18 protein-coding genes and 1 other RNA gene are annotated in these 22,445 nt (G+C 42.7%); 12 read left to right on the forward strand and 7 right to left on the reverse strand.

Annotated elements, in window-relative coordinates; translation table 11 throughout:
• Positions 1 to 20: 20 nt before the first annotated feature.
• The 3 genes from fabZ to MSC25_RS06365 all read left to right on the forward strand — a co-directional run bounded on the left by fabZ (position 21) and on the right by MSC25_RS06365 (position 1,770).
• Positions 21 to 473, forward strand: a complete 453-nt coding sequence (fabZ, locus tag MSC25_RS06355; protein ID WP_055253107.1) for a 3-hydroxyacyl-ACP dehydratase FabZ — start codon at positions 21 to 23, stop codon at positions 471 to 473.
• A 2-nt stretch (positions 474 to 475) separates the two neighbouring features.
• Positions 476 to 1,246, forward strand: a complete 771-nt coding sequence (gene lpxA / locus MSC25_RS06360; RefSeq protein ID WP_029773689.1) for an acyl-ACP--UDP-N-acetylglucosamine O-acyltransferase — start codon at positions 476 to 478, stop codon at positions 1,244 to 1,246.
• Between the two features lie 137 nt (positions 1,247 to 1,383).
• Positions 1,384 to 1,770 (forward strand): septal ring lytic transglycosylase RlpA family protein, encoded by a 387-nt coding sequence (locus MSC25_RS06365; RefSeq protein WP_096041412.1) that lies wholly within the window; start codon positions 1,384 to 1,386, stop codon positions 1,768 to 1,770.
• 192 nt (positions 1,771 to 1,962) lie between these two features.
• Here MSC25_RS06365 and cydC read toward each other — a convergent pair whose 3' ends face one another.
• Genes cydC through MSC25_RS06390 form a run of 5 tightly spaced genes read right to left on the reverse strand, consistent with a single transcriptional unit; the run spans position 1,963 to position 8,356 of the window.
• Positions 1,963 to 3,705: a thiol reductant ABC exporter subunit CydC gene (cydC, locus tag MSC25_RS06370; RefSeq protein ID WP_096041413.1), complete on the reverse strand. Its 1,743-nt coding sequence runs from the start codon at positions 3,703 to 3,705 to the stop codon at positions 1,963 to 1,965.
• A complete protein-coding gene (gene cydD, locus MSC25_RS06375; protein WP_248442902.1) occupies positions 3,698 to 5,470 on the reverse strand; it encodes a thiol reductant ABC exporter subunit CydD in 1,773 nt (590 codons plus the stop codon). The genes cydC and cydD overlap by 8 nt, the downstream gene beginning before the upstream one ends.
• Complete coding sequence (gene cydX / locus MSC25_RS06380) at positions 5,460 to 5,624, reverse strand: cytochrome bd-I oxidase subunit CydX (protein ID WP_004586934.1); 165 nt, start codon at positions 5,622 to 5,624, stop codon at positions 5,460 to 5,462. The genes cydD and cydX overlap by 11 nt, the downstream gene beginning before the upstream one ends.
• 12 nt (positions 5,625 to 5,636) lie before the next feature.
• Complete coding sequence (gene cydB, locus MSC25_RS06385) at positions 5,637 to 6,776, reverse strand: cytochrome d ubiquinol oxidase subunit II (protein WP_024033821.1); 1,140 nt, start codon at positions 6,774 to 6,776, stop codon at positions 5,637 to 5,639.
• Complete coding sequence (locus tag MSC25_RS06390; RefSeq protein WP_004586936.1) at positions 6,773 to 8,356, reverse strand: cytochrome ubiquinol oxidase subunit I; 1,584 nt, start codon at positions 8,354 to 8,356, stop codon at positions 6,773 to 6,775. Before MSC25_RS06390 ends, cydB begins: the two co-directional genes overlap by 4 nt.
• Before the next feature lie 291 nt (positions 8,357 to 8,647).
• On the opposite strand from MSC25_RS06390, the gene lpxB reads away from it, so the two are divergent.
• From lpxB to MSC25_RS06420, 6 genes are all read left to right on the forward strand, one after another.
• Positions 8,648 to 9,805, forward strand: coding sequence for a lipid-A-disaccharide synthase (gene lpxB, locus MSC25_RS06395; protein WP_248442903.1), 1,158 nt, complete (start codon positions 8,648 to 8,650; stop codon positions 9,803 to 9,805).
• Complete coding sequence (rnhB, locus tag MSC25_RS06400; RefSeq protein WP_054983467.1) at positions 9,795 to 10,397, forward strand: ribonuclease HII; 603 nt, start codon at positions 9,795 to 9,797, stop codon at positions 10,395 to 10,397. The genes lpxB and rnhB overlap by 11 nt, the downstream gene beginning before the upstream one ends.
• Positions 10,398 to 10,400: 3 nt before the next feature.
• Positions 10,401 to 13,892, forward strand: a complete 3,492-nt coding sequence (gene dnaE, locus MSC25_RS06405; protein ID WP_248442904.1) for a DNA polymerase III subunit alpha — start codon at positions 10,401 to 10,403, stop codon at positions 13,890 to 13,892.
• A 16-nt stretch (positions 13,893 to 13,908) separates the two neighbouring features.
• Entirely contained in the window at positions 13,909 to 14,865 is a 957-nt protein-coding gene (gene accA / locus MSC25_RS06410; RefSeq protein ID WP_004586940.1) for an acetyl-CoA carboxylase carboxyl transferase subunit alpha, read from the forward strand.
• Positions 14,866 to 14,956: 91 nt separating this feature from the next.
• Positions 14,957 to 16,261: a tRNA lysidine(34) synthetase TilS gene (gene tilS / locus MSC25_RS06415; RefSeq protein ID WP_248442905.1), complete on the forward strand. Its 1,305-nt coding sequence runs from the start codon at positions 14,957 to 14,959 to the stop codon at positions 16,259 to 16,261.
• A complete protein-coding gene (locus MSC25_RS06420) occupies positions 16,262 to 16,600 on the forward strand; it encodes a hypothetical protein (protein ID WP_055253102.1) in 339 nt (112 codons plus the stop codon).
• A gap of 67 nt (positions 16,601 to 16,667) precedes the next feature.
• Here the strand turns inward: MSC25_RS06420 and MSC25_RS06425 are convergent, their stop codons facing one another.
• Entirely contained in the window at positions 16,668 to 17,564 is an 897-nt protein-coding gene (locus MSC25_RS06425; RefSeq protein WP_024033826.1) for a GGDEF domain-containing protein, read from the reverse strand.
• 133 nt (positions 17,565 to 17,697) lie between these two features.
• Between MSC25_RS06425 and MSC25_RS06430 the strand changes: the two genes are divergently transcribed.
• Entirely contained in the window at positions 17,698 to 19,671 is a 1,974-nt protein-coding gene (locus MSC25_RS06430; RefSeq protein ID WP_024033827.1) for a monovalent cation:proton antiporter-2 (CPA2) family protein, read from the forward strand.
• Between the two features lie 129 nt (positions 19,672 to 19,800).
• Here the strand turns inward: MSC25_RS06430 and MSC25_RS06435 are convergent, their stop codons facing one another.
• Complete coding sequence (locus MSC25_RS06435; protein WP_004586945.1) at positions 19,801 to 20,946, reverse strand: patatin-like phospholipase family protein; 1,146 nt, start codon at positions 20,944 to 20,946, stop codon at positions 19,801 to 19,803.
• Between the two features lie 222 nt (positions 20,947 to 21,168).
• On the opposite strand from MSC25_RS06435, the gene MSC25_RS06440 reads away from it, so the two are divergent.
• Positions 21,169 to 22,044 carry a DUF3014 domain-containing protein gene (locus tag MSC25_RS06440; RefSeq protein WP_004586946.1) on the forward strand — a complete coding sequence of 292 codons (876 nt, stop codon included), beginning with the start codon at positions 21,169 to 21,171 and terminating at the stop codon, positions 22,042 to 22,044.
• Between the two features lie 138 nt (positions 22,045 to 22,182).
• An RNA gene (gene ffs, locus MSC25_RS06445) (signal recognition particle sRNA small type) lies at positions 22,183 to 22,279 on the forward strand.
• The last annotated feature ends 166 nt before the right edge of the window (positions 22,280 to 22,445 follow it).

Raw genomic sequence — 22,445 nt, forward strand, 5'->3', positions numbered from 1 at the left:
ACACTAATAAGGATGCTATTTTGGCAAACGAATTAAATAGCCTTGATATTCAAGAAATTTTAAGTTTATTACCACACCGCTACCCGATGCTTTTAATTGATCGTGTAATTGACTTTACGCCTGGCGAGTCACTGCATGCGATTAAAAATGTATCGGTTAACGAGCCTATTTTTACTGGCCACTTTCCAAATCAGCCAATTTTCCCTGGTGTGCTAATATTAGAAGCCATGGCGCAAGCCACCGGTTTATTAGGATTTAAAACAGTAGAAAACCGTAGCGATAACGAGCTTTACTTGTTTGCTGCAGTCGATAACGCACGTTTTAAACAGCCAGTTATACCGGGCGATACACTGCATTTGCATGTAGAGTTTTTAAAAGAGCGTCGCAATATATGGAAATTTGCCGCTGAAGCAAGAGTCGACGGCAAGGTTGTATGTAGTGCCGAAATTATGTGTGCGAGAAGAGAGTTTTAATAGTGATCCATTCTACAGCAATAATCGAACCTGGCGCTAAACTAGGCAACAATGTCTCAGTTGGTCCATATAGCTATATTGGCAATGATGTTGTGATCGGTGATGACTGTATTATTGAGTCTCACGTTGTTATTAAAGGGCCATCTACTATTGGCTCTGGCAATCATATTTTTCAATTTGCGTCAGTAGGCGAAGCCTGCCAAGACAAAAAATACAACAACGAACCAACCACTCTTATTATGGGCGATAACAACGTTATACGTGAGTGTGCAACCATTCACCGTGGTACTATTCAAGACCAAGGTGTTACTAAAATTGGTAGCAATAACTTATTTATGGCGTATACCCACGTTGCTCACGATGCCGTAATTGGTAATAACGTTATATTTGCTAATAACGCAAGCGTTGCAGGCCACGTGCATGTAGGCGATTGGGTTATTTTAGGTGGTAACTCAGGTGTGCATCAATTTTGTAAAATTGGTGATCACGCATTTATTGGCATGTACTCAGGTGTTAATAAAGACGTACCGCCATTTGTAACCACCATTGGTATGCCAGCAGGCCCTGCTGCGACCAATAAAGAAGGTATGAAGCGTCGTGGCTTTGAAAGCGACGAAATTATGGCCGTACGCCGTGCTTATAAAGCGTTTTATCGTAAGAGCTTAAGTGTGGACGAAGCAATTGCCTCACTAAGTGAAGATGCCGCTAAGTATCCTGCAGTACAAACCATGATTGATTTTGTGAAAAGCTCTGAGCGCGGTATCGTAAGATAAGCGCTTTATGCTTTTAAAAAAACCACCTAAGAGTAATCGCCGGTGGTTTTTTATTGCCTATAAAATATTTTAATTCAGTACACACTCAGCCACGTAAGGTTAACCTTTGCGCGAATTTTTATAATTAAAGCGCATCTATGTCTTTTACTAAGTTAATTTTTACCCTCAGTTTTTTATCAATTTTAGCTGCGTGTAGCAGCCAACCTCTAGTTACCTCTGCTAATGGCGAGCGTGCTCAGTTAGGTAAAGCCTCTTATTACGCTAATAAATACCATGGTCGCACAACAGCAAACGGCGAAACATTTAGCCAAAATGCATCCACTGCTGCGCATTTAGAATTACCCTTTGGTACAAAAGTGAAGGTTACAAACTTGGCAAATAACAAATCGGTGATCGTGAGAATAAACGATAGAGGCCCGTACGTTAAAGGGCGGGTTATTGATTTATCGTTAGGTATGTTTAAAAAAATTGCCGACCCTAAAGTCGGCGTTATAGATGTATCAATCAGCGTATTAAATGATTAACTTGGTTTCTGGATAATATATCTATCTCAAGCAGCTATTTTTAGCGCTAACTGCGTTTAATTTTCTTGCAATAGGCTAGCTATTGACGCGTAAATTCGCCTTGTTTCCACTTAAAATTTCTAGCTAGAGAAAAACAGAATTAAGTTTCATTAATATTCGGTTGGTTAGTAAATCTCTTAACCAGAGTTCAAGTTAAAACCGAGTAGTTAAGGCAACATAATCGGTATATGTTTCGCTAAGCTCTTTATGAGTGCCTTGCGCTACAAGGCTGCCATTTTCTAGCCAAATAATATTATCCATTTGCGCTAAAAGAGCTGGGTCGTGGGTAATGGTAAGTACGCTTGCGTTACTCATTACCTGCATAATAGCGTTCATTACCGTTTGCTTAGATTGGTTATCAAGCCCTTCTGTAGGCTCATCAAGGACTAAAATGGCAGGGTTTTGTAATAAAGCTTGCGCAATGGCTATGCGCCTTGATTGGCCTTGAGAAACACTTCTCCCACCTGTGCCTAAACGGGTTTTTAAACCATCTTGTAGCTCATTAAACCAAGGTTTTAGCTGTGCAAGGTTAATGGCTTCAAGCATTTCTTCTTTTGTGGCGCTTGGCTTTGCATAGCGTAAGTTTTCACTTAATGTGCCATCAAAAATATGATGCTGCTGCGCGAGTATATTAATAATGCTTGCGCGGGTGTTGCTGCTTAGTGCGTGGAGTTCTTCTGCGTTATTTTCATCGCTTAGCCTAATACTGCCTTGCTGCACAGGCCATAACCCGGTGAGTAAATTAACCAAGGTGCTTTTACCACTGCCGCTTCTGCCTACAATCGCTACTTTTTGCTGTGCTTTAAGGGTAAAGCTGATATTAGCTAAAGCACTGTGCTCCTGGTATTTATAGCCAATGTTATTAAGCGCCAAAGTTGTATTGTTTTTATCAAACTGCATCTCAACTAACTCAGCGCTATTAGCTTCTTGCGCTGTGACTTTATCTTCCAGTGTAAATAGTCGCTCAGCGGCTTTGAGTACAGTGGGCAGCTCTATAAATGCATTAGGCAACAGTAATACAGTTTCAAAGCTTGCTAATACAAATAGGCTTAACATAGCAAGCTCTACATTTACCATTGCGCCGCTGTAAACCAGAGGCACAATAGTAACTATGGCGCCAAGCATAGCTAGCTGCACAACCAGCAAACTTAAACCGTCGCTATTTGCGAGTGCTTTATGGCGACTATAAAGTTGTTGGTTATATTGCTCGTTTAGTTCATTACATTTTGAAATTTGCCCAGCACGTGCCTGATAAATACTCAGCTCTCTAAGGCCGGTTAGGGTGTCAGAAAGTTCTGCTCTAAGTTGTGCACTGAGCTGTGTTTCTTTATGGCTATTTTTATTTAATTTAGCACTTAACAGCGCAGGTAAAACAACACCAATTAATAAAATGCCAGTAAAACAAATAAGCGCAACATTGGCGTTATAAGCCGCCATAAACACCATAATTATGGGCACACTCAACAGCGCTACCAGCATAGGTAGTAATATGTTTAAGTAAAACTTATCAAGCGCATCCACATCATTTTGTAAGCGGTTAACTAAATCGGCGCTGCGGCTCATTGCTAAATCTACATTGTTTAGCTTACTTAGCGTGGCAAACATATTAACGCGTATTTCACTAAGTAATAAAAACGTCGCGTTATGTGTTACTAAGCGCTCACCATAGCGTGATGCAGTTCGTACAATCGCTAAAAATCGAATGGTTCCTGCAGGTGTAAAGTAATTCATTTGTACGCCTGCGATACCCGCTGCCGCCATTGAGGCTAAAAACCACCCCGATATAGCTAATAAGCCCACGTTTGCAAGTACCGTTAGCGTTGCTAAAAAAGTACCCAGTAGCATGGCTTTATAATGCGGGCGGCAAAGCTTTAATAGCCTAATAAAATTAGTCATTGTTTGCTCCTTGTGCTTGTAAATTAAGGAGTGATTTAAATGCGCCTTGTTGTTGCTCAAGTTGGCTGTAAGTACCTTGCTGTGCTATTTCGCCATTTTGCATAACAAGGATATTGCTTGCGTTTTTGACTGTATTTAGCCGGTGGGCAATGACCAACACTAAGTGGTTTTTAGCGTAATTATTTATAGCCTGCTGAATAAGCTGCTCGGTTTGGCTATCAAGGTGGGCTGTCGGTTCGTCAAGCACTAAAATAGGCGCTTGTTTTAAAAACGCCCGTGCAAGGGCTATACGCTGCTTTTGACCGCCAGAGAGCCCTTCACCTTGCTCACCTATCAGGGTGTCGAACCCATTCTCTAACGTGTTTATAAAATCTAAGGCGCCCGCTTGGTGTGCGGCTTGCTCAAGCTCTAGTTGCGTAGCGGCTGGCTTGGCTATTTTTATGTTATCGCTAATGCTTTGATAAAAAAGCGTTGGGGTTTGTGGGATCCACGCAATTGCGTTTTGTAATGTGCTAATGCTTGTAGCATCAAGTGATTTATTATTAATGCTTATTTGTTCAATCACCTGCGGATGAAACCCTAATAAACAATCAAATAAAGTACTTTTACCTGAGCCACTAGCACCTACTACTGCCACTAGCCCTTTAGCGGGTAGCGTAAGGTTTATATTTTTTATGCCTTCGTTACTGTTTGGGTAGGTAAAGTTTAAGTTGTTTATGTTTATTGAGCTTATATGCTCCTCAAACTTTGTTTCATGTTGCTGTGATTGCTCAGGAAGTGGGGCATTTAAAATAGTGACCATATCGGCCGCAGCGCTTATACCTTGCAAACGGGCATGGTAGTGGCTGCCTAATTGGCGCAGTGGTAAGTAAAATTCTGGGGCAAGTAGTAAAACAACAAAGCCGGTTGCAAAATCAAGCGTGCCAAAAAACAGTCTAAAACCAATGATTACCGCTACCAGTGCCACACTAATTGTGGCTAAAAATTCCAGCGCAAATGATGATAAAAAGGCAATTTTTAAAACACCGAGTGTAGCGTGCCTAAAGTCATCAGAAATTTTTGCTATTTGTTTAAGCTCTTTTTGCGTTGCGTTAAATAATTTAAGTTGTGTTAAACCTTGTACGCGGTCAAAAAAGTAATTACCTAGTACGGCCAGTTGCTGCCATCTTTTTTGATTTAACGCCTCGGCCTTTGAGCCCACCAAAATCATAAAAAACGGAATAAGCGGAGCGGTTAATAAAAATATTAAGCCTGCTTTATAGTCGGTTGGAAAAATAACCACCAATATTGCCAGCGGAATAAGCGCGCTATAAGCAACGCCTGGCAAGTATTTAGCGTAGTAGTCGTGCAGTGCTTCAACGCCATCGTGCACGGTGTTGAGCGTGGCTCCTTGGCCGTGTTGTTCAATATAACTTGGGCCAAGTTGCGTTAATTTGGTTAATAAGGTTTGGCGCATAGCCGACTTTATTTTAAGTGCCGCATAAGCACTGAGCCTTTCACTGATAGCTAAAAATAGGGCTCTGAGTAAAATAATACCCGCAAGTGGCCAAAGTAAGTGGGTTACTTGGTTAAGGCTTGCACCTTTAAACATAACGTTATGAATAGTTTGTGCCAGTAAATAGGCGCCTGCAATCATTAAAATAGCGTTAAATGTGCCCAGTGCAATACTTAACTTTAGCCATGCACCCGCAGGCTTACTTTGCCGTTTTAAAAAAGCGCGCAGAGATTGCTGCTGCGCGCGATTTGGTCGGGGATTAGTCGTCATCTTTTGTGTTGTTAGCTTCGTTTAGTAAATCGTGCATCGGTTGTTCATCATCAGCTATGCTGTTTTTATTTTGATGAAACTCGTACCACATTACATTTATAACACCTAAGGTACAGGCTAAAAGTACACCTAAAATCCAAGCGAAATACCACATAATTTAGTCTCCTTAGTAGCTACCGTGCGTGTTGTTTTCAATTTCGTCTACCGTTACTCTGCGCCACATTTTTACGTAACACCAGGTGGTGTAGGCCAAAATTAACGGAATAAATATAACAACAGCAACAAACATAATATTAAGCGTTCTGTGGCTCGACACCGCATCCCAAATAGTTAAGCTAATATCTGGGTTATTAACAGATGGCATAATAAATGGGAACAGCGACACACCCGCCGTCATAATAACGCCAATTAACATAATGCTGGTTGAAATAAGCCCTAGCGCTGGCTTGTTTAGTTTAGAGAACAGTAAAGCACTGAGTGCCATAACAAAGCCTAAAATAGGGAAGGTCATTGTCCATGGGCGCTCGCTGTAATTATTAAGCCACGCACCTTGCGCTGTGCTTACAACTTTTGCCAACGGATCTGCATGGCTTTGCGTATCAGGCATAGAAACAATTTGGTAGCCATTTATGTTTGCTACCCAAAAACCCGCAGCCGCAAACAGTACAATAAATACCACTAATGCGTAGCGGCCATATTGCGCTGAGCGCTCTGCAACGGCATCTGCTGTGCGCAGTTGTAGCCACATGCCAGCATGGGCAATTAACATGGTGATACTAATTAAACCTGCCAGTAGGCCAAATGGGTTGAGTAAGCCAAAAAACGAGCCTTGGTAACTTACACGCAGTAAGTTATCAATATTAAACGGTACACCTAAAAATAAGTTACCAAATGCCACACCAAATACTAAAGCCGGAATGGCGCTGCCTGCAAACAAACCCCAATCCCAGTTATTACGCCAGCGTTTAGAGTCTATTTTTGAGCGGTAATCAAAACCTAAAGGCCTAAAAAATAACGCAAACAAGACCAGCATCATAGCAAAGTAGAAGCCCGAAAATGCGGCGGCATACACCATAGGCCACGCTGCAAATAAAGCGCCGCCTGCGGTAATAAACCATACTTGGTTACCGTCCCAGTGGGCGCCAATGGTGTTTATTACCGTGCGGCGCTCTGAGTCTGTTTTACCAACTAGGCGAAGCAGCATCGCTACGCCCATATCCATGCCATCGGTAATTGCAAAGCCTATTAGTAGTACGCCAATGAGCAACCACCACAGCATTTTTAATGTTTCATAATCAAAAATCATAATTGCTCTCCTGCGTCTTTATCTGCTTTGTTTGGTAACTCAAAGTGATACTTACCTGTATGTAACGAGCTTGGGCCTTGTTTAATAAAGCGCACCATTAACCAACCTTCTACAATGGCAAGGCCAGTGTAAAAAATAATAAACCCAGTTAAGCTAATTAAAATATCGTTTACCGTCAGTGACGAGGTGGCTAAAAAGGTCGGTAATATTTCTGATATAGCCCAAGGCTGGCGACCATATTCAGCAACAATCCAACCAAATTCTATTGCAATCCATGGTAGTGGAATACTTAATACTGCAGCCCACAGTAGCCAACGTTTTTGCTCAATAATACGGTGTGCGTTGTAATAAAATGCCAATACAAACACGGCCAGCATAGCTACACCACAGGCCACCATAATCCTAAATGACCAAAACATAGGCCCCACTTTAGGGAACGAGTCTTTAACTGCCATTTGAATGTGCTCTTCTGTGGCATCTACCACATTGGGGGTATAGCGCTTAAGCAGCAAGCCATAACCTAAATCGGCTTTAAGAGAATCAAATTTAGCTATGTTTTCTTCGCTGTCATCGCCATTTCTTAGCTTTTGGAGGTATTCGTACGCTATCATCCCGTTACGAATGCGCACCTCGTGTTTTTTCTCTAAATCAGAAATACCAATAACTTGCTCATCTAAAGAGCGGGTAGCAATAATACCCAGTGCGTAAGGTATTTTTACTGCTGCATGAGTTACCTGCTCATCTGAGTCAGGAAAACCAAGCGCGGTAAACGCAGCGGGTGCTTCTTCGGTATGCCATTCAGCTTCTATGGTGGCAAGTTTTACTTTTTGAACTTCGCCTACTTCGTAGCCTGATTCGTCACCTAATAAAATGACACACAATATGGATGCTAAACCAAAGCCCGATGCCACCGAGAACGAGCGCTTAGCAAAGGCTAAATCGCGACCTTTTAATATGTACCAACTACTAATGCCCAGTACAAACATAGAAGCGGCTACGTAACCTGCCGATACCGTATGAATAAACTTAACCTGCGCCACAGGGTTAAATACAAGCTCTGCAAAGCTGGTCATTTCCATGCGCATGGTTTGATAGTTAAACTCTGCCCCTACTGGGTTTTGCATCCACCCGTTAGCTATTAATATCCACAGCGCCGACATATTAGTACCTAGCGCCATTAAAAATGTAGCGCCCAAATGTTGGCGTTTAGTTAACCTATCCCAGCCTAAAAAGAACATACCCACAAAGGTCGACTCTAAAAAGAATGCCATTAAGCCTTCAATAGCGAGCGGGGCGCCAAATACATCGCCTACGTAATGCGAGTAATAAGACCAGTTAGTACCAAACTCAAACTCCATGGTCAGGCCCGTTGCCACCCCAATAGCAAAGTTAATACCAAACAATTTTCCCCAAAATTTAGTCATATCACGATAAATTTCGCGACCGGTCATAACATAAACCGATTCCATAATAACTAAAATCCAGGTCATACCTATGGTTAAAGGTACGAATAAGAAATGGAAGAGTGCGGTAACAGCAAACTGCAATCGCGATAGATCCACAAAGGTTTCATCTATCATTTTTGGCTCCTTGAGGGTGACGGGTTAACAAGGCAATTAATAATTGGCAAAGTTAAAATTAATAAACTTTCAGTAATTACTGAAAGTTTGGAATATTATTTACGTTTGCACAATTTTTGTCAATAAACATATTAGAAAAAGTTAATATATATTCACCATGCTACATCAGTATGAAATACAAACAATCGTTTGGTACTAAATTAGTTACAAATAATCGTTAATTTAAAGCGTTTAACCAAACATTAAAACACGGTAAACTAACCGCTATGAACGCCTGATAAATAAAGTCGAATGAATAAAGAGAAAAAACAACTACGTATTGGTATTGTGGCAGGTGAGCTGTCGGGCGATATTTTAGGCGAAGGCTTAATTAAAGCACTTAAAACGCACTTTCCAGATGCCATTTTTGAAGGCATTGCAGGGCCAAAAATGCAGGCGCAAGGCTGTAAAACGCTTTACGATATGGACGAGCTCTCGGTAATGGGGCTGGTTGAAGTATTAGGGCGTTTACCGCGTTTACTTAAAATACGTAAGCAGCTGGTGCAGCACTTTAAAGATAACCCACCCGATGTATTTATCGGTATTGATGCGCCCGATTTTAACCTACGCGTAGAAAAGCCTTTAAAAGATGCCGGTATTAAAACCATTCAATACGTAAGCCCGTCGGTTTGGGCATGGCGCGAAAAACGTATTCATACCATTAGTGCTGCCACAAATTTAGTGCTTGCTCTGCTGCCGTTTGAAAAAGAATTTTACGATAAGCACCAAGTACCGTGTACATTTGTAGGACACACCTTAGCTGACGATATAGCGCTTGAGCACGACGATAGCCAAGCCCGCCAAGAACTTGGCCTAAATACCGACGACAAAGTACTGGCTTTACTGCCAGGTAGCCGTGGTTCAGAAGTAGGCTTACTCAGCGAAACCTATATAAATACAGCTGCGCAGTTACAAGCGCAAAACCCAGACCTTAAAATAGTGGTGCCGATGGTTAACGAAAAACGCAAAGCGCAATTTAGTGAGATTTTAAATGCCACTGCACCAAATTTAAATGTAAACCTACTCGATGGTCAGTCAAAACTAGCCATGCAAGCAGCTGATGCCATTTTACTTGCATCAGGCACAGCAACGCTTGAAGGCATGCTGTATAAAAAGCCTATGGTGGTGGGTTATAAAATTAAGCCAATGAGCTATTGGATTTTTAAAACCTTGTTTACCTTTAATATTAAATATTTTTCACTACCAAACTTATTAGCCGATGAAGAGCTAGTGCCGGAGTTTTTACAAAGTGAATGTAACGTGGCTAATTTAACGGGCGCACTTACGCCTATGCTAAATACCGATAATAAAGAACTTAAAGCACGTTTTTTAGCCATCCACGAAAAAATTAGATTAAATGCCAGCAAACAAGCAGCTAATGCTGTGGCGGAGTTAATAAATGCAAATTGAACGACCCAACGTAACCTTAATTGCCGGTGTGGATGAAGTAGGGCGTGGCCCGCTTGTCGGCGATGTTGTTACCGCTGCGGTAATACTTGACCCAGCGAATCCTATTGCAGGTTTAGCTGATTCTAAAAAGCTAACCGATAAAAAGCGCCAAGCACTGGCTATAGAAATAAAACAAAAAGCGCTGTGTTATGCCATTGGTCGTTGTAGCCCATCAGAAATTGACGAGTTAAACATTTTGCATGCAACTATGCTTGCAATGACACGTGCAGTTGAGGGGTTAAGTACGCAACCAGAGTTTGTATTTGTAGATGGTAACCGCTTACCTAAATTAGCTATGCCGGCTCAAGCAGTTGTTAAAGGCGATAGTTTAGTGGCTGAAATTTCAGCAGCCTCTATTTTAGCCAAAGTAGCGCGTGATGATGAAATGCTTGAGCTTGATACACGCTACCCGCAATACGGGTTTGCAGGGCACAAAGGGTACCCAACTAAAGCACATTTTGCAGCGCTTGAGCAGTACGGTGCTATTGAAGAGCACCGTAAAAGCTTTAAGCCGGTACAACGTGTGCTAATGCAAGCAAAGGGCGAGGCATAAATAATGGCTGCTCCAGATTTTGTACATTTACGGGTTCACTCAGACTTTTCGATGGTCGATGGCTTAGCTAAAACCAAGCCTATTGTTGCTAAAGCGCAAGAGCTTGAAATGCCAGCGCTGGCAATTACCGATCAAATGAACTTTTGTGGTTTAGTGCGTTTTTATGGCGCAACCCACAGTGCCGGTATTAAACCCATAGTGGGAGCCGATTTTTGGTTGCGCAGCCCAGAGTTTCCAGATGAGCCAAGCCGTATTACGTTGCTAGCTAAAAACAACGACGGTTATAAAAATATTACCTTATTAATATCCGAAGCTTACCAACGCGGGCATATATTTCATCGCCCGGTGATTGACCGAGAATGGCTAGTTAAGCACAAAGAAGGGCTTATTATTCTCTCAGGCGCAAAAGATGGTGACTTAGGTAAAGCCTTATTAAAAAATAACCCAGGCGTTATTGAATCTGTAGTGAGCTTTTATAAGCAGCATTTTAGCGATCATTACTATTTAGAGCTTATTCGCACCGACCGTCCGCTTGAAGAAGACTACCTGCATATGGCGGTAGAGCTTGCAGCAAAAGAGCAGCTGCCCGTTGTTGCCACAAACGAAGTGGTTTTTTTAAAGCCCGAAAATTTTGAAGCGCACGAAATTCGTGTGGCTATTTTTGACGGTTACACCCTTGATGACAAACGCCGCCCTAAACGATTCTCACAAGAGCAATACCTAAAAACGCCTGAGCAAATGGCAGAGCTATTTAGCGATATTCCTGAAGCGCTGCAAAATACGGTAGAAATAGCCAAACGCTGTAACGTAACGGTGCAACTAGGCACTTACTTTTTGCCTGATTACCCAACCGGCTCGTTAAAAATTGAAGACTTTTTAGTTAAGGTTTCAGAAGATGGCCTTGAAGAGCGCCTGCAGTTTTTATTCCCTGATGAACAAGAGCGACAAGAAAAACGAGGCGAATACGACGAGCGCTTAAAAGTAGAGCTTGGTGTAATTAACCAAATGGGTTTCCCAGGCTACTTCTTAATCGTAATGGAGTTTATTCAGTGGAGTAAAGATAACAATATTCCAGTGGGGCCAGGGCGTGGTTCGGGTGCGGGTTCATTAGTGGCATATGCCCTAAAAATTACCGATCTTGATCCGCTTGAATTTGACCTACTCTTTGAGCGATTTCTAAACCCTGAACGTGTATCAATGCCCGATTTCGATGTCGATTTTTGTATGGACAGGCGTGATGAGGTAATTGACCATGTATCGGCATTGTATGGCCGTGATGCGGTATCACAAATTATTACCTTTGGTACCATGGCTGCAAAAGCGGTAATACGCGATGTAGGCCGTGTACTTGGCCACCCTTATGGTTTTGTCGATCGAATTTCTAAGCTGATCCCAGGGGATCCCGGGATGACGCTTGCCAAAGCCTTTGAGGTAGAGCCGCGTTTACAAGAAGCCTACGATGGCGACTCAGAGGTAAAAGATTTAATCGATATGTGTCGCATCCTCGAAGGGTGTACACGTAATGCCGGTAAACACGCCGGTGGTGTTGTAATATCGCCGACGACCATTACCGACTTTGCTGCACTTTATTGCGATGACGAAGGTAAGTTTCCGGTAACACAGTTTGATAAAAACGACGTAGAAACCGCAGGCCTAGTTAAGTTCGATTTCTTGGGCTTACGTACATTGACCATTTTGCAGTGGGCTGTGGATATGACCAACGAGCGCATGAAGCGCGAAGGCAAAGCGCCCGTTGATATAAATACCATTCCACTGGATGATAAAAAAAGTATAGAGCTATTACTGCGCGCCGAAACAACCGCGGTATTCCAGCTAGAATCGCGCGGCATGAAAGACCTCGTACGCCGATTAAAGCCCGATTGCTTTGAAGATATGATTGCATTGGTAGCCTTGTTCCGCCCAGGCCCACTGCAATCAGGCATGGTAGATAACTTCATCGACCGTAAGCTTGGCCGAGAAGAAATTTCATACCCAGATGCTCAATACCAACACGAAAGCTTAAAGCCCATACTTGAGCCTACTTACGGCATTATTTTGTATCAAGAACAAGTAATGCAAATTGCCCAAGTACTAGCAGGCTATACGCTTGGTGGCGCCGACATGCTACGTCGTGCAATGGGTAAGAAAAAACCCGAAGAAATGGCCAAACAGCGTTCAACCTTTGAAGAAGGCGCACGCAATAATGGTATAGACGGCGAACTGGCGATTAAAATTTTCGACCTGGTAGAAAAATTCGCAGGCTATGGTTTTAATAAATCTCACTCGGCAGCGTATGCACTGGTTTCGTACCAAACGCTGTGGATGAAAACGCACCATCCAGCAGAATTTATGGCTGCGGTAATGTCGGCCGATATGGATAACACCGACAAAATAGTAATCTTGGTGGATGAATGTGAAAACATGAAGCTCACCTTATTACCGCCTGATGTAAACGCCGGAGAATTTAAATTTACGGTAAACCTGCAAGGTGAAATTGTTTACGGTATTGGTGCTATTAAAGGCGTAGGTGAAGCGCCGGTAGAGGCCATTTTAGAAGCGCGCGCAAAAGGCGGCCCGTTTAAAGACTTATTTGATTTTTGTGCCCGTGTAGATTTAAAACGCTTAAATAAACGTGTAACCGAAAAATTAATTTACGCTGGTGCATTTGATCAACTCGGGCCAGAGAAAACCCAAGCAGGGCGTGCAACATTACTGGCAAGTTTAAAAGATGCCATGCGCGCTGCCGATCAGCACAACAAAGCTGAGCAACTAGGGCAAAGCGATTTATTTGGCTTACTGGCCACCGAGCCTGATGAAGTTGAGCAAGCCTTTATTAAAGCCACGCCGCTTACCGATAACCAATGGCTTGATGGCGAAAAAGACACGCTAGGCCTTTATTTAACAGGGCATCCGATAAATCAGTATCGCCGTGAACTTAGACATTACACAAGCGGCAAGCTGGTGGATTTACAGCCAACAAATCGTGATGTACTCTCTACGGCGGCGGGTTTAGTTATTTCAGCGCGGACCTTAATTAATAAAAAAGGAAATCGTTGGGGCTTAATAACTTTAGATGACAAGAGCGCCCGTATTGATGTACGCTTGTTTCCTGAACAGTTCGAAATGTACCAAGAAATGCTTCAAGTAAACAATATCTTGGTAATATCTGGACAGGTCAGCTTTGATAACTTCTCCGGTGGCATTACAATGACCGCCAGAGAAATAAACACCATTGCTCAAGCGCGTGAAAAACGCATTAAAGCGATTAAAATGACGCTGAACATGGTGCAAATCGAGGCAGGTTTCTTCGATAAATTACAAAAAGTACTCGAACCTTATAAAATGGGAACGTGTCCGATCAAGGTTTATTACCAGCGCCCCGATGCGTTGGCTCAATTAACCCTAGGGATCGAATGGTGTGTTACGCCGAGCGACGACTTAATTCATAAGTTATCACTCATGGCGGCACAAGATGTAGAACTAGAATTTAACTGATTAGGTAGTTTAGAGCATGAGCCTCAATTATCTTGATTTTGAGCTTCCGATTGCAGAATTAGAAGCAAAAATTGAAGAATTACAAAGCATAAGCCGCGCTGGCGAATTAGACCTTGAGTTAGAAGAGGAAGTCAGCAAATTAAAAGAAAAAAGCGCTAAGCAAAAAGAGGAAATATTCTCAAATTTAGGCGCTTGGCAAGTATCGCAGTTAGCGCGTCATCCGTTGCGTCCTTACACTCGAGATTATATCGAGCGCATTTTCACGGAATTTGACGAGTTTGCAGGCGATCGTACTTTTGCTAACGATCCGGCTATTTTAGGCGGTGTTGCACGTTTAGATGGCGAACCAGTAATGGTGATTGGCCAGCAAAAAGGGCGCGATACAGCTGAAAAAATTAAACGTAACTTTGGTATGCCAAAACCAGAAGGCTACCGCAAAGCGCTACGTTTAATGGAAATGGCCGAGCGTTTTAAAATGCCAATTATGACCTTTATCGACACGCCAGGGGCATACCCAGGTGTGGGCGCTGAAGAGCGCGGTCAGTCTGAGGCAATTGCACGTAACCTAAAAGTAATGGCGGCACTTAAAGTACCCACAATTTGTACGGTTATTGGCGAAGGCGGCTCTGGTGGTGCATTAGCCATTGGTGTTGGCGACAGAGTTAACATGTTGCAATACAGCACGTACTCAGTAATTTCGCCAGAAGGCTGTGCTTCAATTTTATGGAAAAGCGCCGATAAAGCACCACTTGCCGCAGAGGCAATGGGTGTAACTGCAGAGCGTGTTAAAGAGCTCGATTTAATTAATAACTTAGTTGAAGAGCCTTTAGGCGGCGCACACCGCAATTACGATGCAATGGCACGTAACTTAAAAACACGTTTAAAACGTGACCTTGCTGACTTACAAGCTCTATCGCTTGAAGACATGCTAGATCAACGCTACAAACGTTTAATGTCGTTTGGTTACTGCTAATTAGCTAACCAACACATTTATTGTTAAAAAAGGCCGCTTATGCGGCTTTTTTGTTTTAAAATACTGCAAACATTAAATTTATAGCGTATCCATGCAAGCATCACCTATTTATCAGCACGTTAAACACGCCCTTGAGCACTTTTTTAAGCACCAGCAGTATAACTTTACGGTGGCGCTTTCGGGTGGCGTGGATTCGGTGGTATTGCTTCATGTAATGCACTTATTAAAACAAGCGCAACCAAAGCTAAACGTAAACGCGATTTATGTTAATCATGGTTTAAGCCAATACGCGAATGACTGGCAGCGCTTTTGCCAAAACTTGTGCGCTGAGCTAAATGTACCGTTTAATGCCGCGCAGGTAACAATAAACCCGCAAACACGAACAAGCCTTGAAGCGCAGGCACGTGAGGCGCGTTACAAAGCACTTGATGAACTAAGCCCCGCGGGCAGTGTTATTTTGCTGGGTCAGCATTTAAACGATCAAATAGAAACGTTTTTACTGCGGTTAAAGCGCGGCTCTGGCTTAAAAGGGTTAGGCGCAATGCAAAAAATGCGTGAACTACAAAGCGGGCGAATATGCTACAGACCGCTTTTAAACATAACGCGCAGTGATATAGAGCACTTTGCCACAGAGTTTAATATTACGCACATAACTGATGACTCAAATACCGATGAGCGTTTTGATCGTAACTTTTTACGTGCGCGTGTAGTGCCTTTACTTGCAAAGCGTTTTAAAGGTTTTGAGCACTGTGCTGGGCGCAGCATTGAGTTACTACAGCAACAACAAGCGCTACTTGATGAGTACACTGAACTTGATTTAAAACAAAGCATAACTGCCCATCAAGCACTGAGCGTTAGCCAACTAACCACCTACAGCAACGTGCGTATAACCAATGTGGTTCGTGCATGGCTTAGCTTATTTACCCAAGTAATGCCCTCACAAAAGCAACTTTTTCAAATAATTAACCAAGCCATAAATGCGCAGGCTGATGCGCAAATGCAAGTTGATTTAAGCGAGGGGCAAATACGACGCCATCAAGGGTATTTGTATTTTGTTACACCACACATATTATTAGCCGATGAAGCGCTAACGAGCAATGAGCTTGCGCTTAATGATGGGCGCGTTTTAATAAAGCAACAAGGTAAAGGCCTACGTGCCCCTTTACCAAACGAGCAAGTCACCGTGCGCTTTAATTGTAATAGTGCGCGTATAAAGCCGTTAAAAAAGCCAGGCAGCAATACGCTTAAACACTGGTTTAAAGATGCAAAAGTAGCCCCGTGGTTAAGGGAGCGCGTGCCTTTAATATTTTATAACGATGAGCTTGTGCAAGTTGTTGGTTATTTTGTAAGTGAAAAACACCAAGACGAAAACGGCATTTTTTGGGAGTGTAAATAAATGAAAGATCAGCCACATGTAGGCTTATCGCTAGTTAGCAAAGCGCCGATGGGTATGTTAATAACAGCGTTAGTTGCTGTTATAGCCAATGTATTACTAGAGCTTAATATTATTACATTAGGTTATGCCGTTGTGGGCGGGGTGATATCGGCGGTATTACTGCTTGCCTACTGGTTAGGTAAAGGCGGGTTATTTTTTATTTTAGGCGTAAGTTTACCATTGGTTTTAGTGTTATTTACCCCGCTTGCAAGCATAACAGCATTGCTTAATTTAGTGAGCGGCTTCTTTTTTGGCTTTTGTGCAGCCTTGTTTGTTTATAAATTACTGGCTAATAAATAATTAAACAGTAATAAAAAAGCTCAGCGGGGGAAGCTAAGCTTTTATAAATTATACAGTTATATAAATACTAATATGCTTTTGCACAGTTGCGCCCAGAGGCTTTAGCCTTATATAAGCCTTTATCGGCTCTAGCAAATATTTCTGTTTCGCAATCTTGGCTATTGGCTAGGGTAAAGCCAATGCTGGTGGTTACTTTGTACTTAGACATTAAACTTGAGTTTCTGACTAAGTGCATAATGCGCTCAGCAACCACTTTGTTTGTTGTAAACTCGGGGTCTTCAATAATCAGCGAAAACTCATCGCCACCAAATCTAAACACGGAGTCGGTGCCGCGTATACTGCTACAAAGTACCTGCGAAAACTCTTTTAAAACATCGTCACCTACTTTATGACCATAGTTGTCGTTTACTTGCTTAAAGTTATCTAAATCAAGCAGCATTAAACTAAAAGGACGCTGGTAACGGCGGCAGTTTTCGAGCTTTTGCGATAACATGTCATTAAATTGGCTACGATTATTTAACCCGGTAAGCGCATCTTTTGTGGCAAGTTTTAACACTCGGCTGTACATCATTGCGTTACGCAGTGGGTACACAAGGGCGCTGTGCAGGGCACGTAATTTGTTTTCAATCGCTTTACTAATAGGGTATTGGCTAAAGTAAATTAGCTGTCCTAAGTGCTCGCGACCAATAGCTAAATCGTAAGAGTACGGGCTAGTGTTCGTGTTGCTATCTGAGGTTTGTGCAGTGCCGAGCGTTGATTGAAACTGCAGCCCTGAAAAGTTAAGTAGCTGTTTGGCAAATTTTGCATAAATAGCCAATACATCTTCTATTACTAGGCTTGTTTGTAGCTCGGTAACTAAATCGTGCGTTGCCGCTGTTTCGTTTGTGTGTGTTTGCTCTGCCGAAAACGGCAAAAAATCGCCGCGCCCAGACACGCGTTGTGTCAAAATATGGACATTTTCCATTAAAATCTTCCCCCTGGGTGTTACTTTGCAATAACTAAGCTATTTTTATGCCATATTTTAAAATTGCTTGATAAACATATGGTTGCTATATTTAAAGTTCATTCCGTAGTTTAATTGACGCTGGAGGCCGAATTTGCAAAGTATAAACGCTCAAATTTTTGGCTTGTTAGTGGCGGCGGTGCTTTTTGTATGGTTTTTTAAACGCATTGGCTTGCCGCCTATTTTGGCGTATTTAGCAACAGGCGTTTTAGCGGGCAGCCATGGCATTGGTTGGCTTGCGCAATCTCACGAAATAGAGTTTATTGCTGAGCTGGGCATCGTATTTTTACTGTTTAGTTTAGGGCTCGAGTTTTCTATATCGCGGCTAATGGCCATGCGCAATATTGTGTTTGGACTGGGCTCGTTACAAGTTGGTGTTACCAGCTTGCTCTTCATTATTATTTTATATTGCTTAAATTTTAGCTTACTCACTAGCTTTACCATTGGCACAATTATGGCGCTTTCTTCAACCGCGGTGGTGGTTAAGCTATTAAAAGAAACTGGCGAACTAAACCAGCGCCGTGGGCAACTGGCGGTGGGCGTATTACTGTTTCAAGATATTGCCGTTGTGCCCTTACTTATTATTTTGCCGCTGTTTGCCTCAAGCGATTCGCAAAGTATTAGTTGGGCGCTGGCATTTGCGCTTACAAAAGGCGCGTTTGTGTGCTTATTACTGTGGGCGATTGGTAAATGGGTGCTGCCTAAAGTATTTAAAGAAATAGCGCAGGTACGAACCGATGAGCTGTTTGTGCTTACCACAATTTTGGTGGCGTTATTTGCCGGCTTTTTAACTTACATGTTTGGTTTATCAATGGCGCTTGGGGCATTTTTAGCCGGCATGATGCTAGGAGAGAGCCATTACCGCCATCAACTAGAGGCTGATATTAGGCCATTTCGCGATATATTAATGGGGCTGTTTTTTGTAACTGTGGGGATGCAGCTCGATATTTTATTTGTGCTTTCGCATGGATTTGTGATTATTGGCGCGTTATTTGGCTTGTTAATATTAAAAATTACCGTGCTGGCATTAAGTGCCAGATTAATGCATGAGCGCAATCAAGACTCGTTAGCCTGCGGCGTTATGCTGTGGCAAATGGGAGAATTTGGGTTTGTGCTTATTGCTTTGGCAAGTCAGCATGAGTTGCTCAATTCAGAGCAAGCGTCGTTTTTAATTGCCTTGGGGGTGCTTTCGATGGCGCTAACCCCGTTTTTAATTGATAAAACCCCACTAATTTTAAAGCAATTAGGTATTTTAGATCACCCCAGTATGGCGAGGGAGAGCGAGCCTAAAAGTAGCACCTTATATAACGATCACGTGGTTATTTGTGGCTTTTCACGCGTAGGACAAACTATAGCGCGATTTTTAAAACCCGAAGCCATAGATTACGTTGCCATAGAAAGTAACCCTATTTTAGTACAAGAGGGCAAAGCCGCAGGTGAGCCAGTAATATTTGGCTATGTAAAACAAAAAGATATTTTAAAGTGCGCAGGGGTAGAGCGAGCACGCCTAGTGATTATTACCTTTACAGAGCTTGAGCATGCACACGTGGTAATAGACGCCATAAAGCAACTTGCACCCAACGTTAAAATACTAATAAGAACCCGCGACGACAGCCAATTAAACAACTTAAAAGAGTTGGGGGTTACTGAGGTGGTGCCTGAGTCGTTAGAGGCAAGCTTAATGTTGGTTTCGCATGTGTTGTCGATGTCGGGCGTACCGATGACACGCATTGTACGCCGTGTTAGTAAAGAGCGCCGTAATCGCTACCCGCTTATGCAAAGTTTTTACGCCGGTTACTTTAAAGACAACGAAGAAACCTCCTCTGAGCGCTTAGAATATTTGCACGTAGTTGCGTTGCCAGATCAAGCCTATGCGGTGGATAAAACAATAGACGAGCTTAACTTATCTAAACGCCGCGTGACTGTAAAAGCTTTGCGCCGAGAGGGGCAAGAAATAGACGACCCATCAACCAGCACCACATTGTGCGCAAACGATGTACTGGTATTGCAAGGTAAGCCTAGGCGGGTAGAGCGAGTAGAGCATTACCTACTCGATGGGCTTGAATAAAAAGCATTTTTTTACTGACATAGATGCAAGTTATTAAAATAACGCAGAGGTAGTTATCGAGCTCACTAAGCTTGCTCTGCGATTAAATAGCCCATAGAACAAGTTTTAATTAGCAAAGGCCAACATTAGCTAGTCGAGCTCTAAAAATTGGCGTATTTCGGGTAGTTTTTTCATGCCATCTTCATAGCCAATTTGAATTAGGTGCTGAGTGTAGCGTTTTTCAAACAACAAATAGCTGGTTAAACTTGATTGCGAGTGCTTTTTTACCCCAATTGTGCGTAGCAGCAATTTAATTGCCCACGGCATATCGCTGTAGTATTGCGCGGCAATATCGTTAAAGTTTTTTGATGGATTAATAATACAGGTTTCTATTTGTTTCAGCTCTTGATGTTTGTCGCGCGCCGGAAGCAGCCCTAAGGTGCGATTTACACGCTCAAGGCGCTCAAGGTCGGCTTGCATGGTGTCGCTAAATACACTATCGAGTAAATGCCCAGCAACCGCAGAAAGCCCAGGGTAGTGGGGCGAGTAACCCGCCGGATGCGACTCTTTTGGTTGGTCTACCCCTATAATAAATATTTTTTCGGCCCCTAAATGAATAGACGGGCTAAGCGGTGAAAGCTGGTGAATAGAGCCATCGCCAAAATAGTGGTTAAATACATTAACACTTGGAAACACCATAGGAATGGCGCTTGATGCCATTAAATGCTCAACGTTAATGCGCATAGGGCGACCTTCGCGCTTGGCACGCTGCCAAGGTGTTTGTGTATTTGACTGAAAAAACGCAACAGAGTCACCGGTTGTATAGCTTGAAGCGGTAATAGAAATCGCTTCTAAATAATTGCGATGTAAATTACGTTCAATGCGGTGCAGGTCTAAAATTTCGTTTAATAAACCGCGCAAAGGGCGGTTATTCAGCAAGCTGCCGGGTGGGTGGTTTATGTGCTCAGACTGAAAACTGGTTAAAATATTGCGCGCAATATGGCCAAATACACTTAAAAAGTCGCTTTTGTAAACCATAGATGTTGAAAAGTTTTTCCAAACAGACTCAAGCTTTCGCACGGCCAAATGCGCACACGAGGCATAACAGGCCAAAGCTGCAGAATTAATCGCGCCTGCAGAAGTGCCGTTAATAATTCTAAATGGCAAAGGCGCGGTGCGAGGCATACTATGAGCAAGCGCTTTAAGCACGCCCACTTGATAAGCAGCGCGAGCGCCACCACCTGTAAGTAATAGGGCTATTTTAGGTTTATGTGGGTCAACTTGCTGGATTTTCATAGTGGTTTTTGAACTGCTTAACGTCTTTTCTTTATTTATCAACTTTAAGTCTTTAAGCTAGAAGAATCAAAGAATAACTGAGTTACTATGGCTCGTTGTTCTAATTAGTAAGTGTAGGTTTATGTTGTAAAGCCTATATTTAAAGTAATAGTGATTACCGATAGTGAATTTTTTCCACTCAGCGTACTCTGAGTAATATGCATTTAAATTTATGGAGTTTGTATGTCAGATAAACCAGAAGCGTCAGATGTTCAAAAACGTCCGCCTAAAAACAATTTTTTATTCGCCGTTATTATTTTAATTATTTTAGTGTGTGCCGCTGCGTTCGTCCTGCTATCGCCCACTGACGAGCCAGAAACTCGCACAGAGGTAGAGCAAACACCAAAAGAACAGCCAGTGATGGAGTTAAAGCCAGAAAACGACCCTGTGGTAGATGCGCCATCAGTTAAGCCTGAAAAGCCAGCTGAGCTAAGCGTGCCTGCTCAGCGCCCAGCTGAGCCAGAGCCGGTTGTAGAGCCATTACCAACGCTTGATGAAAGCGACACCGTAGTGGTTGCCAAAATGGATGAATACCTAAGCGACTCGGTAATGAGCCTAATGGTAACCGACGATGTAATTCGCCGTGGCGTCGTATTTATAGACAATATAGCCAAAGGCAAAATTGCTAAAAAGCATACGCCAGTGGTTAAACCCGAAGAAGAATTTAGCGTAAACGAAGGGGACATTTTAACAATTGACCCTAACAGCTACGAGCGCTATACACCGTATGTAAAAGTATTTACGAGCATGAGCGCCGCCCAAGCTGTGCGTATGTACGAGCAGTACAAGCCATTAATCAACAACGCGTACAGTGAAATTGGTTACGGCGATGATGAATTTAATCAAACCCTAGAAGATGCTATTGAGTTATTACTTGATACACCGGAGCCAGAAGGCGAGTTGCCGCTACTGCGAGACTCGGTTACTTATCAGTATGCGTTTTCTGAATGGGAGCAATTACCGGCTGCACAAAAACAGCTGTTACGTATGGGCCCAGAAAATATGAAAAAAGTAAAAGCAGCACTGCGTAAAATTAAAGCCGAGTTAGAGCGTAATTAATAGGCATTAAAGGCTGTTTTTAACCGCGATTGTATATGAAGTATGCAATCGCACTTTCTTTTTTGATTATCCCTTGAATAACACACCAAAAGTAGAGATAATCCTTCCCGCGCCAACCAAGGCCCTCAATGGTAGTCTTATTGGTCCTCTCGCAACACTAGCAGGCGAACCTGGTCAGGCCCGGAAGGGAGCAGCCACAGTTTGTGACGTGTGTGCCGAGATGTGGCTGGTAAGACTGCCACCCAAATTCCTCATTTGGGTGAAAATACATTCCTTTTAAATTATTCCTTAGTAACACCGTTGAATATTTAGTATCACGAGTGTCGATTTTCCACTATTACCGCTCTACCTCATTTTTACATTCACACTGTTTTTATTATTGCCGTTTACTGCACTAGCAG

Source organism: Pseudoalteromonas sp. 1CM17D, assembly GCF_023161805.1.
Taxonomy (GTDB): domain Bacteria; phylum Pseudomonadota; class Gammaproteobacteria; order Enterobacterales; family Alteromonadaceae; genus Pseudoalteromonas; species Pseudoalteromonas atlantica.